Here is a 16918-nt window from a genome sequence, read left to right as displayed (position 1 = left end):
GGCGCCCCCCCCCCCCCACGACCAGGGCTGGGAGTTCGACGAGCACGACCAGGACCCGCTGCACAAGGACGTCACCCTGCTGTCGAGCCTGTACGAGCGTTCGCGCCCGGGCTTTGCCGGCAACCAGTCGGTGCCGGTGCTCTGGGACCGCCAGCAGAATCGCATCGTGCACAACGATTCGGCCGAGCTGGCGCTGCAGATGGCCACCCGCCTGCTGCCCCTGGCCAAGACCCCGATCGACCTGGTGCCCGACCGCTCCAGCTGCGACATCGTCGAGCTCAACCAGTGGCTGCACACCAATATCAACCGCATGGTCTACCACATGGGCTTCGCCCCGGACCAGGCGAGCTACGACGAGGCCTACAAGCAGTTCTTCGCGGCCATGGACACCCTCGAGCTCCGGCTGCGCAAGCAGCCATACCTGGTGGGCGGCAAGCTGAGCCTGTCGGACCTGTTCCTGCTGCCCACGCTGATCCGCTACGAGGCGGTGTACTACGTGCACTTCAAGGCCAACCACAAGACCCTGGCCGAGTACCCGGCGCTGTATCAGTACTTGGTGCGCCTGACGCAGATCCCGGCAATCTACCGCACCATCGACATGGCGCATATCAAGCTGCATTACTACTACTCGCACAACCACATCAACCCAACCCGTATCGTGCCCAAAGGGCCGGTACTGCCCTGGCTCAACTGACCCTACAGCCCACTCCCACTGATGATTTGAAACCTGTGCAATCAGGTGGGAGCAACTGCCTTGCTCACAATGTGAAAATCTGACGCGATCCCTGTGGGAGCGGCGGTACGCCGATGCGACTTGCCCCGCGATCACGGGCGCTGCCCGTGCCAGGCGCTGCGGTGCCATCTTCGCGGCGGTTCGATGCCCCGATAAAACCGCTCCTACAGAAATGGAGCAATACTCAAGACAGTAGCTCCCACCCTTGCCGCGTCATCTTGAAAAGATGCCCCGTACTGGTGGGAGCTGCGGTTCACCGCCTACCCTGCCATGGCATACTCCACGGGCCCCGGCACCGGCCACACAAGCCCAGCCCCTGCGTGAGAGCCTTCACTATGCAACCCGTCTTGCAGCACCCTTGGGACATTACCCCGAGCCAAGCCATAGCGCTGCAGCAACTGTTATCCCAGCATGTCATCAGGCAAGACCAGGTAGGCGCCATCACGCGTATTGCCGGCATCGACGTGGCCTACCACAAAGACAACGATACCCTGATTGCCAGCATCGTCGTGGTTGACGCACAGAGCCTGGAGGTTATCGAGGAACGAGCCTGGGCAGACACCACCGTATTTCCCTACGTGCCCGGCCTGTTCTCGTTTCGCGAGTTGCCTTCGATCATCAAGCTGTTGTCGACCGTAACCTGCCGGCCCGACCTGATCATCTGCGATGGCCAGGGTATCGCGCACCCACGCAGGCTTGGCCTCGCATCGCACTTGGGGGTTCTTTTCGATATTCCCACCATTGGATGCGGGAAGAGCCGCTACATCGGCGAGTTCACCCCGCCCGCCAATGACCGAGGGGCCAGATCAGACTTGGTAGACGGCGATGAAGTCATCGGCGCCGCCCTCAGAACCCAGCAGAACATCAAGCCCGTGTTCGTCTCGGTCGGCCACCGTGTTTCGCTTGAGACTGCCTGCCAGTGGGTACTGCATGCCGCCCCCCACTACCGACTGCCGGAAACGACACGGCTTGCCGACCGCTACGGCAGGCAGTTCCATGAGCAACGGACAGCCCTCGCGCCACCGCCAGGCCCACCCACCGTTTGTTGAGACGTTAACGCCGCCCTTCAACCGCCATGCGCACAGCCAGGCCCATGAGTACCGTCCCCATCAACCAGCGCTGCACGACCTCCCAGCCGGGCCTGCCCAGGAAAAAGGCCGCGATGGAGCCTGCCATGATGGCAATCAGCGCATTGACGCTGACGCTGATCAGGATCTGCGTGAAGCCAAGCACCAAGGATTGCGTCAGCACGCTGGCCTGTTCGGAGGGGCTGATGAACTGGGGCAGCAACGACAGGTACATCACCGCAATCTTGGGGTTCAGCAAGTTGGTGACAAAGCCCATCATGAAGAGTTTGCGTGGGCTGTCCTTGGGCAGGTCTTGCACCTGGAACGCAGAACGCCCACCTGGCTTGACCGCCTGCCAGGCCAGGTAGAGCAGGTACAGCGCGCCGCCGAGGCGCAAGGCGTCATAGGCATAGGGCACCGCCATCAACAAGGCGGTGATGCCCAATGCAGCGCACGCCATGTAGAAGACAAAACCCAATGCCACGCCGCCTAGGGAAATCAACCCGGCCGCTCGCCCCTGGCAGATCGACCGCGAAATCAGGTAGATCATGTTCGGGCCGGGGGTAAATACCATGCCGAGTGAAATCAGGCCATAGGCAAGCACATTGGACAGTTCGGGCATGGGCGGCTCCTTGAATGGCGCACTGAAGGAGGTGGCCAACCTCAGCGGGCACCTGAATGAAGGGGGCCATGATAGAGCGATGAAAAGCAGGGCGGCAGATACAGATTGGCGGGTAAAACGTCATACACAGGGGCGGCCGCAGGCGGTGTTCAAACGCCCTCTTTCTTTCGCGTCATTGCGCAAGTACAAACAATCAGGGCGACCCGAAGGCCTCGCTTTCCCCCTTTTCCTATGGCTAGATCCGTTCACCACCAGGAGCCGGCATTAGAGTAAGAAAAATAAATCCGTCCCCTTTCCCCCTTATAACTAATTCAATGCGAAACCTTTTCAATCCTACCAAATGCATCTATGTAAGCTGCCTTCAACGCAAGACTAACAGCATTTAATGTCTCGGATTTCAGATAGACCAAATCCCGACCAACCAACTCCTGGCCTGCCATTTTTATTTTTACACGCGACTGCCCCGTATATTTGGTAGTTCCAACATACACCGAGAGCCTGGCCTCACACGCATAATATTCAGGACTTCCCCAAGTCTTGACGAAAACCCGGTCAATCTCGACTCTGGTTTTTATGCTCGCATCTGCATCAGATCCGATAGACCGTTTGGTGAACTCAGACCAATCAGTGACTGGGACGTTAGCAAAACCCTCATACAAGCCCGTTTTGTAGTTGGCTGCATGCCACACCACCTTACTACTCTCGGAACAGTGAGTGCAGCGCTCATCGCCGGATACAATGGTTATCGTTGAGTGAGTAATTTTGTTTTTGATTGAAGATAGCTCTGCGTCTGTAGTGTAGGCGGCGAAATGCAGTTGATTGGTTACGCAGCCAGACAAAGCAAAAAACAAAAACAACATTACATTGAACTTCACTGCCACCCATCCTTTCTTGCAACAATTCAAATAACCAATGGAAAATTGACAAACTCAATTCCCCCACTCCAGTTTCACCCACCACTAATTACTGCTCACCCCTTCGTCCTCATCGGCACCGGACTCAAAGTGGAAAACGGTCTTTCCCGAACAGCACATGCATTTTTATTGCGCCAAACTAAACCAATCCAACCTTATCCAAGTAGTCAATGACCTCTCTGGCATCTACCAGCATCACCAACTCATCTTCATTCAATTCAGAAAATCCTTCAGCCTGCAAACAGGAATATACTTCCACAAATTCAGAGGAGACATCCTGAGTAAAGGGATCCTCCGTTATAAATTTCAACCCAGCCCTGACGGGAATTATAAACAATGATACATAGGCAGCCAAGGGCACACCCTCAGCCTTGGACTGCAAATAGTTATCCATCTCGTCATAGGCGTAACCAAAAGCCTGATACAATGTGAGGCCTCGCTCACTAACCGCTCGTTTAAATAACACTTCCATCTCGGAGCGTATTTCTAAGTAATTCACAATTACCTCAGTAATAAATCTCGAAGAAGGCAAAGGGGAACCAGGAAAAAGGCGAAAAGGGGACAGATTTATTTCCCCAACTTTAATCTCGACCCACCTACATGATGGCTAGACCCCTTCGCCGTCAGGAACCGAAATTAGAGTGGGAAAAATAAATCTGTCCCCTTTTCTCCCTTTTCTCTCCGTCCCCTTTTCCTTTTCAGTCCCCTTTTCCATCTTTTCGGAGGGTCGAAACAGGCGCTCTCGATGGACTGACAACGATGACTAAAATAGCTTTTAAAACAGACGCACCCTATTTTCCCTCCGTGAGTAGAAAGGGGACAGATTTATTTTTACTACTCTAATCTCGCCCTAGCTACATGATGGCAAGGTCCGTTCGCCTCCAAGATCCGAAATTAGAGTAGTAAAAATAAATCTGTCCCCTTTTCCACACTGTCCCCTTTTCCACACTTTTCCTTTTCCACACTTTTCCACAGTCCCTTCCATGCTTTTCATGCCCCAGATCGTTAGTAAAATCAGCTGGTCATTTGGCTCTTAAATGGCATAATCTGACGGTTCGTTGACAACAACCTCACCAGCTTGATTTAGCGAGAACAGTCCACATGCAGCCAGTCATACAACATCCTTGGGATATAACCCCAAGCGAAGCCATAGATCTACAGATACGACTATCTGAACTTGTGGTCAAGCAAGATCAGCTTGGGTCGATCTCTAGTATCGCAGGCATTGATGTCGCCTACCACAAAGAGAACGATACACTGATCGCCTCCATTGTCGTGGTTGACGCAGAAAGCCTGGAAATCATCGAAGAGCATGCATGGTCGGGTACGACTTCGTTTCCCTATGTGCCTGGTCTTTTTTCGTTTAGAGAGCTACCTTCAATCGTGAAGCTCTTATCAACTGTAATCCACCGACCTGATCTGATCATCTGCGACGGGCAAGGTATAGCTCACCCTCGTCGGTTTGGCTTGGCATCGCACTTGGGGGTACTTTATGACATACCCACTATTGGATGCGGCAAAAGTCGCTTTATCGGTGAGTACGAACCTCCCCTTGATGAAAGAGGATGCCAATCAGGCCTGTTCGACGGCGACGAACTAATCGGAGCCACGCTCAGGACGCAAAAACATGTAAAACCTGTGTTCGTTTCAATCGGCCACCGAATCTCCCTTGAAACCGCATGCCACTGGGTATTGAGTACCACACGCCACTATCGACTACCCGAAACGACTCGACTTGCAGATCGATATGGACGGCAGTTCTACGAACAGAACAAACACCCCATCAAGCTCCCAAACCAACAATCCGATTATTAAAGTACACATCACATTCTGTGTGAAGTACTTTAAACTCCGCACACCACTTACGCCAAAAATCACGCCTGCACTCATCTTCAGCGACTTTCAGCTCTTTCAGTTGATCGAGGGCTCTCAAGCGCGCCAAAGTCTCAGGCGAATCAGAGATTCGATCCACATACAACTCCTTTACACAGCTTAAATTTTTACCATCTAACAAATACTTAATAGCTGATTCATCAACACCATCCCCACTTAGAGATAACCGCGAACCGCATACAAGCGCCGAGAGTTCCTTCTTCTCTCTCAACACAGGGAATCTTATGAGCTTAACAACCATAGATACCCTCCCAAAATAATCCCCCATCAACGTTAAGCGCTGCAATCTACCCTTTGAGAAACCTAAAGACATCATAAAATAATCACGCTCATACAGCGTTACATCTATTAGATCGCCGCTCTCATACCACTCATATTTTTGTATGATATCCCCACCAATTTCAAGGGAACGAAGCTGCCCCCCTGAATAATACGCAACCTCTGCAATAACCCAACCGTACTCAAACAGCCGTTCGCTGACACAAACATCGCCAACAAACTCATAAGCAAATCCATTATAGATTTCATCACCCCAAAAAAACTGCTCACCTGTGTAATCACGCTCTGATTCAATTCCGACGCCCCCCTCCCCTGGAATAAATTCGCTGCGATAAACACCTGTGCAACACCCATTGACATACAAACCACCCCACGTGAGCACTCCCCCCCTAAACTCCAATGCTGCTCCAGAGTAAGGCAAACCTCGAAAAGCCCACTTACCAAACTCTTCAATCAACGCACTTTTCTTTATAATCATCAGTGTTTTCTCCCAGTGATTACATCCACATCCTTAAGTACGCCACTACAATTCGAGCACGCCTCAAACTTCCCACCCTGACCATTCTTCGGTGCTAGTTTATAAGTTGCAACTTTTACATCTTCAATTAAAAGCGCTGGATAACGAGCAAGCGTGCTGTTTACAGCCCTGACCTCAGCATGCAACCCAGGAATACCATTTTGCACATCAAATCTTTTTCCTCCACCAACTAGATTCTCGATCATAGTTCTAACCTGGGGTGTGAGTGGCGTTCCGGCTTTAGTATACAGACCACTTACTTCCTCCATGAACACTTTGGTATCGTTCACTCTGAAATACTGTTTGGCATCACCAAAACGTTCGATCCCAAGGAAGTTCGGTACTCTTGCGTTGATATTGGTGAACGCCTCGCTCACATAATCCCGCCCAGGTACACCTGCCCTCGACAACGCGACACCGGCAGTATCCCCTGCTTTAATCAGCGCCTCAGCTTCTGAACCAACCCTCTGGAAAAGCAGGCGGTCAAATTCGGCACTGTTCAACGCATCAAGGTGGCCAAATTCCCCGTCCACCCCGGGCCGCTTGCCAGCACCGCCACTGGCGCCCTTTCCAGCTGACGCTCCCCCCGCATCAACCAGGGTTTCCTTGCCAACCACTGGCCTGATTGAACCAAGGTCACTTGTTACGACAGCCCCAGCCCCTCCCCTGGCACCAGCCCCCAGAGTAGCCATACCCAGCAAGCCAGCCACCATATTACCAGCGGCATTCCACCCATCCCCCTCAACGGCCTGCTTGGCACCCTGAGTAAACTGCAACGCCCCATTCGTCGCTGCAACAGCTCTGACCGTGCTGCCGATTGATCCCGTCAGGAAGTAGATAGCCGGATCGCCGAGATTAGCCAACCCTTGCTGTTCGTCCCCTATGCGCAGCGTTCCCTTGGCATCCAGATAGGTCTGTTCGTTGACACTGCGGTCGCGAGTCCAGGCCAGATTTTCAAGCAATCCCATTTGACCGCGCTGAGCGTCTGCCCAAGCAATCTTGTCTTGGCTGGTACCTGCGTAAGGGTAGCCATATCCCAAGGTCTGCTCACCACCGAGCAAGCTGGCAACGCTTGCCCGGGTGACCGCCAGGCTATGGTTGGCATCCAAGCCATTGCTGACATCCTGCTTCCTGACGGCATCCAATCTCTCGAAGGCATAAACTTGCAGGTATGCCATAAGCTCAGCCTTGTCATCCTGCGTAAGCGACGATGGGTCACGCTTGTAGGCTTCCAACAGTTTGTCGCTTCGCTGATCCGCGCCTTCCAGCTTGACCAACTCACGCGCTGCTTTCAGCCCACCGTCCTTGCGGAAACTATCTCGCGCCTCGTCCCGCTGTTTCGCCGAATGGTCGCCCAGGAAGTTGTACTGAGTGCCATTCTTCGCAACCCATGCCGCTTTGTTCAGCGAGGCGGCATTGGCATCTTCCTGGCTCGCCGCTGCCAACACGCCAACGATCTGCGAGCTCATGGTCAGCAAGCTCTCGTTGCCACCCGCCAGCTTGTCGAGCTCTACCACCAGCGCCTCGTTTGCGCCGGCCGCCAAGGCGCCAGTCTTGAAGTCCCCACCCGTCGCTTTCGACAGCAGGCCACCGACCATCGCGTGAATGGCAATCTTGGGCAGGCTGCCGTTCTCGATACCCCATTTATGGGTGTAATCACCAACTGCGTTGAAACTGGCAGCGGCCAGCGTATTGAACAGCGCCCCCTTGAGCGCTTCACTGGCATTTCCACCCTGTCCGAGCGCCTTGCTCAGCAACATGGATGTGCCGTTCTGCAGCGTTTGGTTGGCCGCGAACTGGCCTACGCCTTTCAGGGTGTAGAGTTTCGGACCAATGACTTTGCCTGTGGCGATGTCGGTTTTCGTTCCAGTCCAACCGTCGAAATAGGCTGCTGTCAGTCCGGCTGTCACACCAGAGATGACATAACCTTTTATCGCATCGGACGACGTCACGTCCTTGACTACCGCCCCAAGGTTGCCCCGGTTGTTGATGACGCTCACCGAGGCATTGGTCGAGGCGCCTGTAGCAACAGCACCTACAGCGGCGCCTGTTACCCCACCCCCAGCCCAGGCTGCGGCTGCGGGGCCGACCACTGCAGCCATTACAATTGCAATCGCCAGTTGAGCCGCCGGCCCCAAGCCCGAATTGCTGTACTTGAACGAGTCATGGATCTCTTTGACCTGACGCCAGTCCACACCACCTTGTGCTTCGACCTGCTTGAGCCACGCCAGCTTCGGATCGGCCTTGACCATGGCATCGATGGATTCGCTCACCGTCTGCTGGTTGACCTGGCGTACATCCACATGAATCTTGCCTACGGCGTTGATCACCAGATCGCCTTTGGCCACCAGCTCACTCTGGCGCACGGTTTCATCAGTGCGCCCTTCACCCTTCATGCTGAACCAGCCAGCATTTGACTTGCTCTTCTCGTGACTCTCCTGATGCATGTCCTTGACCGCTTCGAAGGTCACCGAACCGCCGCTATCAATGGTCAGGTCCGCACCGGAGGCGAGTTTCGCGCCCTGGTACAGCTGGTCACCGCCGCTCTCGAGGGTCAGGTTGCCACCACTGGTGACCTCACTCCCCACCGCCTTGACGTCGGTCACTTCATCACGCTGGGTCTTCTTGCTCCCCCAACCACCCTTCTTGTTCATGTCATACAGCGAGTACTGGCTGTCGTTGGCGGCCAGCAGTTCGAGCTTGTCGCCGGCCACCAGGTAGGCTTCGTCGCCGGCGCTGGCCTTGCTCGCCACCATGCGCAGGTCGCGCCCGGCGTCGATGGTCAGGTCGCCGCCGGCCTTCACTTCGGCGGACTGCTGCTCGACGTCGTCCTTCTGCCGCTCGAACTTGGTCTTGCCTTCCTTGCCTTTGACGTAGCTGTGTTCCTCGTTCGCCGCAGCGGCCAGGGTCACGTCGCGCCCGGCCTGCAGGGCCAGGTCGCGGCGGGCCTCGATTTCGCTGGCGACGATGCTCAGGTCCTGGCCAGCCGTGGCGGTGAGGTTGCCGCCGGCCTTCACCTCGCTGCCGTACTGGGTGATCTTGATGTCATGGCCACGCTCGCGGCGGCGCTGGTACTCGTGGCTGTCGACACCTTCCTGACTGCCGATGTACAGGTCGCGACCGGCATCCAGGTCGATGTCGTGCCCAGCCTGGACCGCTCCACCGACAATGCCGATATCACGCCCGGCGGTGATCGTCAGGTCGTTCGCCGCCTCGATGCGCGCTGCGGTGTCGACCAGATCCTTGATCACGTGCTCCTCACGGGCACTGCCTTCGAGGCGGGTGACGCTGCGTTCGTTGATCACATCACCGGTCAACGCGGTGAGGCTCACTTCACGCCCGGCGATGATCCCGCCCTGGGCATTGCGGATCGAGTCGGTGGCCAGCATGTCCAGACGCCCGCCCGCCTCCATCAACCCGGCGTTGCCGATGTTGGTGGCGCTGACGGCGAGGTTGTTGGTGGCGCGCAAGGTGCCGACGTTGACCAGCTCGCCGCCGCTGATCAGGTTGACGTCGCGGCCCTGGATCAACGCGCCGTTAGGGGCCACGCGGCCGTTGGCGTGGGCCAGGTACAGCACCGGGGCCAGCACCTTCTCGCCGTTGACCTCGACCTGCTCCATCCAGACGATGTCATGGGTCAGCGCCGCCACCTGCTCGGCGCTGAGCGACACACCCACGCTCAGCGACAGCTTGTCCTTGCTGGCGATGGCGTTGTCCATCAGGTAGCGGAACAGCGTCTCGTCGCTGGTCATGCCGTCGATGTAGCGCTGGCCGGTACGGGCCACCACCGCCTCGCGGATCAGGCGCTGCTCGTAGAGACCATCGCCCAGGCGCTTGATGGCCTGGTCCGGTTTGATATTGAGCTGGCCGAGCATGTAGTCGGAGCTGAGGAACTGCTTGAGGTCGGTCAGGACCGGGTTGGTCTCCACCAGGTACTTGTGCGAGACGCTCGGCACGCTGCGCTCAGGCACGCCCTGGACCAGCTTGACGCCAGCGGCCAAACCGCCCAGCGCCACGCCCGAGCCGGCCACGGCGCCTTGGGCAGACGCCGCGCTGTCGGCACCGAGCGCCGACGCCGCGCGGCTGTCGGCGCTGGCCGCAGTGGCCAGCGGTGCGATGAAGGTGCCACTGCCCGCCTGGGTGCGGTCAGCGGTTGCGCCCAGGGCGTCGCCGCTGATCGCGGCCTGCCCGGCCTGGCTGCTGATGCGGAACAGGCCGTTGTTGCCCTGGGGCAGGCTGAAGCTGGGCAGGGTCACCGGGTTGAGCTGGCGCTGGGCCAGGTCCGGTGGCAACTGCGGGTTGAGCGCGCGCACCTGGGTCTGCACCTGGCGCGGGTCGGCGCTGACGTCGCCCCGGGCACCAATGCTACCGGCCCCGGCCTGGTTTGCGCGCACCACGCTGTTATCGATGCGCTGGGTGGCGTTGATGGTTACTGCACCCGCCGCCTGGATCACCGCGGGCGCCACCACGGCACCGGCGATCGGCGTCTTGTGGTCGATGAGGTCGTAGATACTGTGTTGCGGGTAACCCGATGCCGCCAGGACCTGATCCAGGGTCAGCGAGCCGGGGTTCTGGTTGAACTGGTTCTTGGCCTGGATGAAGGCGTTGTACTGGCCGCGGTTGCGGGTATACATGCTGGCTGTCAGGTTGCGCTGTTCGCCGCCACCTGCCGCCTTGTTCTCGAACACCGCGGTGTTGATGACGATATCGCCCGCCGCGGAAACGCTGCTGTAATGGTTGCGGAACGCGCTACCGGCAAACGCCAGCTTGCCGCCGGTGGTGATGAACGCGGTCGGCGAGTCCTCGGCAATGACGTCTTCCCAGGTTTCCACCGCGCTGAAGTGCAGCTTGCACCCCTTGCCCTTGCAGTGGTCGTCGGAATAGATATTGACGTTACCGGCAGTCAGTTTCTTCGTGGAGGTGAGTTTTTCCTTGCGGTTGAGCAGCGTATCGACCGCCAGGGTCATGTTGCCGGCGCTCTCCAGGCTGCCGGAGATATTCTCCAGCAACACGGCGCGAGCGCTGCCGTTGCCGGCCAGGTCCAGGCCGCCGAGGCTGTAGATATCGCCGTAGTAGTTGCTCAGGCTGCCCACGCGCAGGGTCATGTCGTTGCCGCTGAACACCAGGCCGCGCTGGTTGCTCAGGGTGTTGGCGGCAAGTGTCACCGCCGCGGCGCCACCGAGGGTGCCGCGGTTTTCCAGGCTGGCGGCGTTGACCGTAAGGCCACCGAGGGCGGTCAGGCGACCGTCGTTGCTCAGCAAGTTGCGGGCGGTCACCACGCTGCCCGCGCCGCCGGCCAGGCTGGCGGCACTGGACAGGCGGATATCGGTGGCGCTCAGCCCCAGGCTGCCGAGGCTGCTCAGGCGGCCGTTGCCGTCGTAGTTGCCGGTGAGGTCGAGTTGCAGGCTGCCATCGCTGGCCAGCAGGCCATGGTTGGTCCAGTCGCCACCGCGGCCCTTGAAGCTCTCGACCGCCAGCAGCTTGCCGCTGGCCGTCTGCACGAAGCGCCCGATGTCCAGCTCCAGGCGCCGGGCCTGCAGCACGCTGCTGTTGGTCCAGCTGGCGGCGCCGATGCTCAGCAGGCCATCGGTGTGCAGGACACCGCCGGCCTGGGTGACCTTGTCGGAGGCCAGGCCGAAGGTGCCAAGGCCGGTGTGCAGCAGTTGCCCGCCACTGTTGCTCAGGCCGCCGATCTGCAGGTCGAGGTCGTGGTTGGCGGTGGCCAGCACGCCGTTGTCGTTGAGCAGGTTGCCCTTGACGATGAAGCGGCTGGTGCCGGTCTTGCCGAGGGCGCGCAGGTTGCCCGTGCGGTTGTCGAGCTCGCTGGCGCTCAGTTGCAGGTCGCTCTCGCTTTCCAGCTGGCCGAGGCCGTTGTACAGCGCGCCGCTCAAGCCGAAGTCGATGCGTCCGGCGCCGATCTTGCCGCCCTGGTTGAGCAGTTGCTGGCCCTGCAGGTGCAGCAGCCCGGCGGCGTACAGGCCACCGCCCCGGTTGTCGAACTCGGCGGTGACGAGCTGATTGTCGCCCCCCAGGGCCGAGAGGTAGCCGCCCTGGTTGTTCATCCGGGTGTCGGCCTTGATGTCCACCGACTGCGCCTGGGTGGTGCCGCCGCCGTTGTCGAACAGGCCGCTGAAGACGCCCTTGAACAGGCCTTTGGCCGCGCTGAGCATGCCGCTGTCGCTGTTGTCGAGGCTCGCGGCGTGCAGCTCGAGGCCGCCGTCCTGGCTCTCCAGGCGCCCGCCGTGGTTGTTCAGGGCCTTGTCCAGGCGCACTTCGATGGCGCCCTGGCTCTTCAGCGTACCGGCCTGGTTGTCCAGGGCATTGGCGTGAATGTCGAGCTTGCCTTGTTCGCTGAACAGCAGGCCATCCTGGCCGTTGAGCAGGTCACCGTCCAGGCGCAGTACCAGGTTCTGCTGGCTGGCCAGGTTACCGCCGCGGCTGTTGTCCAGCGTCGTTGCGTCGACGCGCAACAGGCCGTGGCTGATCAGCTTGCCGCCGTTGTTGGCGACACTGCCGGTCTTGAGCAACAGGTCGGCGCCACTGACCAGACGCGCGCCGTCGGTGTTGAGCAGCGCCTCGGCCAAGGTCAGGTCAAGCAGCGCGCGGCTGGTCAGCTGGCCCTTGGCGTTTTCCAGGCGCTTGCCATTGACCGTGATCACCTGGCCGTTGATCTGCCCGCCCTGGTTGTCGATGACGGTGTCGTCCTGGTCGAACGCCAGGTCGCCGGTGGCGGAAACGAGGCCGCCGCCGCTGTTGTCGAGCCGCTCAGCGACACTGAGGGTGATGGCCGTTTCGGAAGAAATGATGCCCTTGCGGTTGTGCAAGTTGGCTGCGGTGATCTGCTGGCTACCCTTGCTGACCAGGGCGCCGAGGTCACGGTTGTCGAGGGTACCGGCCAGGGTCACGGTGAGGTCGCCGTCCTTGCTGGACAGGGTACCTTCGCCGCTGTTGTTCAGGTCGGTCCCCTTGGCCAGCAGGCCCTGCGCGCCAGAAATCAGGCCCTTGGCGCTGTTGTCCAGCTGTGGCGCCTCCACGGTCAGCCGGCCATCGCTGAGAATGCGCCCCTGCTGGTTGTCGATGCGTTTGGCGAGCAGGCTGTAGGATTGCTGGCTGGTGATTTCGCCGGCGCTGTTGTCGAGCTTGCGCAGGTTCTGGATGTTCAGTGGGCCGTTGGCGCTGATCAGGCCGCCCTGGTTCAGCAGGTCGCCGCCGTTCAGGTCGAGATCGAGCTTCTGTTCGCCGATCAGCCGCCCCTGGCGCTGGATCAACGTACTGACGCGCAGCAGCAGGTCGCCCTTGGCGGAGATTTCGCCGCCCTGGCTGGAATCGACCTGCCCGGCCACCAGCGTCAATGCGCCATCGCTGTGGATCCGGCCGCCGCGCTGCAGGGCATCGGCGCCGTTGCGCAGCTCGCCGGTGGTCAGCTTCATCGCCTGCTTGCTGCTCAGGGTACCGCCACGGTTATCGAGCTCACTGCTGTCGACGGTCATCGCCGCCTGGCTGGTGAGCTGGCCGCCTTGATGGTTGTCCAACTGGCCGGTAGTGACGGTCACGCCGGTGTTGCCCGACAACAGGCCGCGCTCGCCGTTGAGCAAGCCGGCGCTGGTCACGGTCAGCCCGCCAACGGCGGACAGGATGCCCTCGTCATGGTTGTCGAGCTGGCCGTCGATCGTGGCCTTGAGGGCCTGGCCGCTGGCCAGGCTGCCGCCGCTGAAGTTGTCTAGGCTGACGGCCGCGACCTCGAGGTCGTGGCTGGCCGACAACACCCCCTTCAGGCTGTTGTCGAGGACGCCGGCGATGCGCAGGGTCAGGTCCTGGCTGCTGACCACTCGCCCACCCCGGTTGTCGAGGCGGCTGGCGACCAGGCTGAAACCATGACTGCTGGAAATCTCCCCGGCATCGCGGTTATCGACCACGCCGATCTGGCGCAACAACAGGTTGCCCGGCGAGCGCAGCAGGCCGTGGTCACGGTTCACCAACTGGCCGTGCTGCAGGTCGAGGTCGATGCCGGCCTCGCTGACCAGTTGCCCGTGGTCATGCTGGTCGAGGCCGGTCAGCGTGGCGTCGATCTGGCCGGCGGCGCTGATGCGGCCATAGCCGTAGTTGTCGAGCTGGGTACCGACCAGCAGCAGACTGCCGGCACCGATATTGCCCTTGGCGCTGTTGTCGATGGCGCCGCTGCGCAGCTCGGCGTGGCCCTGGGCGCTGATGACGCCGAGGTGGCTGTTGTCCAGGCGACCGGCCTTGAGCAGCAGCCCGGTGTTGGTCACCAGGGTGCCACCCTGGTTGTCCAGCAGCTCCTGGCTGGTCAGGTCCAGGGCCGTGTTGGCCGAGACCTTGCCGCCCTGGCGATTGAGCAGCGTGCCGGCATTCACGGTGACGCTGGCGTCACTGACGATCAGGCCCGCGTCGCTGTTGTCCAGCTTGCCGTCCAGGGTCACGTCGATGTGCTGGTGGCTGCTCAGCTTGCCGCCGTTGTTGAGCAGCTCGGTGCCGTGCAGGCTCAAGCGGTCATGGCCACTGAGCAGGCCCTTGTTCTGGTTGAGCAGGCGCTGCACGGTGAGGGTCAGGCCACGGTCGCCGATGACCTTGCCACCCTGGTTGTTCAGCAATTCGCGGGCATTCAGGATGACCTTGCCGGCGCTGGAGATCTCGCCCTGCTGGTTGAGGATGCGCGCCGCGCTGATATCGGCCACGCTGGTCGCGCCAATCTTGCCGCCCTGCTGGTTGTCGATCGTGTCGGCGGTGAGCAGCAGGCTGCCCAGGCTGGTCAACTTGCCGCCTTGATGGTTCAAGGTGCCCAGGTGGGCCTCGAGGTCGCCCTTGGCGGTAATGTTGCCCAGGCGCTCGTTGTCGACCTTGCCGGCGATCAGGTCGAGGCGGCCATCGCTCTGCAGGTGGCCGGCATCGCTGTTGGCCAGGCTCTTGACGTCGATATGGGCTTTGCCCTTGGTGGTCGCCACGCCCTTGTCACGGTTGTCGAAATGCCCGCCGGTGACGGTCAGCGAGCGGTCGGCGAGGACCAGGCCGCCGCGGTTGTCGAGGCGCTTACCATGCAGGGTCAGGTCGCCGAGGCTCGACAGCAGGCCGTTGTCACGGTTGTCCAGGGTCGCCACCTTGACGCCCAGTATGCCGTCGCTGCGCAGGTTGCCCTTGCCGCTGTTGTCCAGGCCCACGGCCTTGAGGTCGAGCAGGCGCTTGGCCGAAACCACGCCGAGGCGGTTGTCGATGTCGGCGCTGGCGTTTATCAGTACATCGCCGCCGAGCAACTCGCCGCCACCGTTGAGCAGGCCGGCGGTGGTGATGTCCAGGCGGTCGGCACTGAGCTTGCCGCCGCCTTGGTTGTCCAGCTGCGCGTGGGTGGTCAGCCTGGCCTGCCGGTCGCTGCCGACCAGGCCTTTGTCACGGTTGTCCAGCCGGGTGGCGGTGACCTGAAGGCCGCCCTGGCCCACCAGGCGGCCGCCACGGTTGTCGAGGGTGGTACCGACGTCCACCACAGCCTTGCCCTTGCCTTGCAGCAGGCCCTGGTCACGGTTGTCGATTGCGTTGGCATTGACCGTCAGGGTGTCGTCGGCCAGTGCCTGGCCTTTACGGTTGTCCAGCTGGCCAGCCGTCAGGGTGGTGACTTGGCCCTTGAAGGTACCGCCCTGGTTGTCGAGGGTGGTACTGCCGGTGGCATTCAGGGTGCGATTGGCCACCACGCTGCCACGGTTGCGCAGGGTCTGGCCCGTGAGGGTCACGTCGCCGTGGGCATTGCGGGCGTTGTCGGGTTCCACGCCGGCTTCGATGATGCCCTGGTTGTCGATCCGCGCGCCGGTCACGGTGATGCTGTCCTTGGCGGCGAGGCTTTGGCCGACCGTTACCTCGTCACGCACGCGCAGGGTGGCACTGCCGGCGGCATAGGTCTTGCCGGTCAGCTCGGCGCTCTGCGCGGCGACCGTCAGGTTGCCGGCACTGGACGTCTGCGCCAGGGTCACCTTGCCGTTGGCGTCCACCTGGATGTCGCCGGTGGTGGCGGCCATGTTGCCGGCCAGCTTGACGCCCACGCCCTGCTCGGTGCCGACCAGGCGAATGGTGTTTGCATACATGCCACCCAGCGCCGAGCTGTCGATAGCCAGCAGCGGCTTGTTGCCGCCCTCGTCAGCACGCGGCGTGGCCTGCAGGGTGTCAGCCTTGACGTCGTTGCGCCCGGTGACGATGTTCAACTGCTTGGCGTGCAGTTCGGTGTTGAGCTTGGCGCTGCGGGTAATCAGGTCGAACTGGTCGAGGTTGGTGGCATTGAGCGCATCGCCTTCGATGGCGATGTCGCCGCCGTCGACCTGGAAGCGGTCGAGACGCTCGCCGTCCATGATCGGCTTGCCGGTGGTGAGGGTCGCCCGTGGCGTGTTGATGAAGCCGCAGCCCTTGCAGGTGATGCCATGGGGGTTGGCGACGATGACCCGGGCCGCCTGCCCCGCCACCTCGGTGTAGCCCTGCAGGGTACTGCGGTTGCCGCCGGTGACCTGGTTGAGAATCACCTGGGCCGCCTGGCCCCTGAGGTTGGGGTTACCGACGATGATGCCGCCCAGCTGGGTCGACTGGGTCTTGCTGGTGGCGTTGTTGAGGATCAGCCCGTTGCTGCCGACGTTGTAGTCGCGGAAGGTGTTGGTCGACAGGCCGCTGCCGTTGGGCGTGGCGATATTGACGATCGGCACGCCGTTGCCGGCCTGCTTGAGGCTGGTATTGGCGTTGGCCGCCGCATCGACGGTCAACTGCGCGGCCGTGGCGACGATGGGGTTGAGGAACAGCACCCCCGCGACGATCAGGGCGATGCATTGGTTCAGTGGGGTGCGGATATCCATGTCGAACGAGCTCCAGGCGGGGGCGGCGGTGTCACGGGCAAAGGGTGGGTCG

The 16918-nt window shown here is 60.4% G+C and carries 8 protein-coding genes; 3 read left to right on the top strand and 5 right to left on the bottom strand.

Features of this window, described 5'->3' with window-relative positions:
• Together ACODS9_RS19965 and nfi (ACODS9_RS19960) are read left to right on the top strand one after the other, a co-directional pair.
• On the top strand, window positions 1-694 hold a 694-nt coding region (locus tag ACODS9_RS19965; protein WP_489094570.1), incomplete at its 5' end, for a glutathione S-transferase C-terminal domain-containing protein.
• A gap of 374 nt (window positions 695-1068) precedes the next feature.
• The gene (gene nfi, locus ACODS9_RS19960) at window positions 1069-1782 is read left to right on the top strand and encodes a deoxyribonuclease V (RefSeq protein WP_401105612.1); all 714 of its coding nucleotides are present in this window, start codon (window positions 1069-1071) and stop codon (window positions 1780-1782) included.
• Window positions 1783-1786: 4 nt separating this feature from the next.
• Here the strand turns inward: nfi (ACODS9_RS19960) and ACODS9_RS19955 are convergent, their stop codons facing one another.
• The 3 genes from ACODS9_RS19955 to ACODS9_RS19945 all read right to left on the bottom strand — a co-directional run bounded on the left by ACODS9_RS19955 (window position 1787) and on the right by ACODS9_RS19945 (window position 3835).
• On the bottom strand, window positions 1787-2422 hold the full coding sequence (locus tag ACODS9_RS19955) for a LysE family translocator (protein WP_401105611.1): 636 nt from the start codon (window positions 2420-2422) through the stop codon (window positions 1787-1789).
• Window positions 2423-2733: 311 nt separating this feature from the next.
• Entirely contained in the window at window positions 2734-3297 is a 564-nt protein-coding gene (locus tag ACODS9_RS19950; protein WP_401109908.1) for a hypothetical protein, read from the bottom strand.
• Window positions 3298-3475: 178 nt separating this feature from the next.
• Entirely contained in the window at window positions 3476-3835 is a 360-nt protein-coding gene (locus ACODS9_RS19945) for a hypothetical protein (RefSeq protein ID WP_489094569.1), read from the bottom strand.
• 602 nt (window positions 3836-4437) lie between these two features.
• On the opposite strand from ACODS9_RS19945, the gene nfi (ACODS9_RS19940) reads away from it, so the two are divergent.
• Complete coding sequence (gene nfi, locus ACODS9_RS19940; protein WP_489094568.1) at window positions 4438-5151, top strand: deoxyribonuclease V; 714 nt, start codon at window positions 4438-4440, stop codon at window positions 5149-5151.
• On the opposite strand, the gene ACODS9_RS19935 is transcribed toward nfi (ACODS9_RS19940), so the two are convergent.
• Both ACODS9_RS19935 and ACODS9_RS19930 read right to left on the bottom strand, forming a co-directional pair.
• Complete coding sequence (locus tag ACODS9_RS19935; protein ID WP_489094567.1) at window positions 5120-5986, bottom strand: hypothetical protein; 867 nt, start codon at window positions 5984-5986, stop codon at window positions 5120-5122. The two genes, nfi (ACODS9_RS19940) and ACODS9_RS19935, sit on opposite strands and share 32 nt — an antisense overlap.
• Window positions 5986-16866, bottom strand: a complete 10881-nt coding sequence (locus ACODS9_RS19930; RefSeq protein WP_489094566.1) for a two-partner secretion domain-containing protein — start codon at window positions 16864-16866, stop codon at window positions 5986-5988. The genes ACODS9_RS19935 and ACODS9_RS19930 overlap by 1 nt, the downstream gene beginning before the upstream one ends.
• Between the last annotated feature and the right edge of the window lie 52 nt (window positions 16867-16918).

This window comes from Pseudomonas sp. FG36 (genome assembly GCF_057809275.1).
The sequence above is the reverse complement of the archived record's forward strand: the minus strand, read 5'-3'. Positions and strand labels throughout refer to the sequence as shown.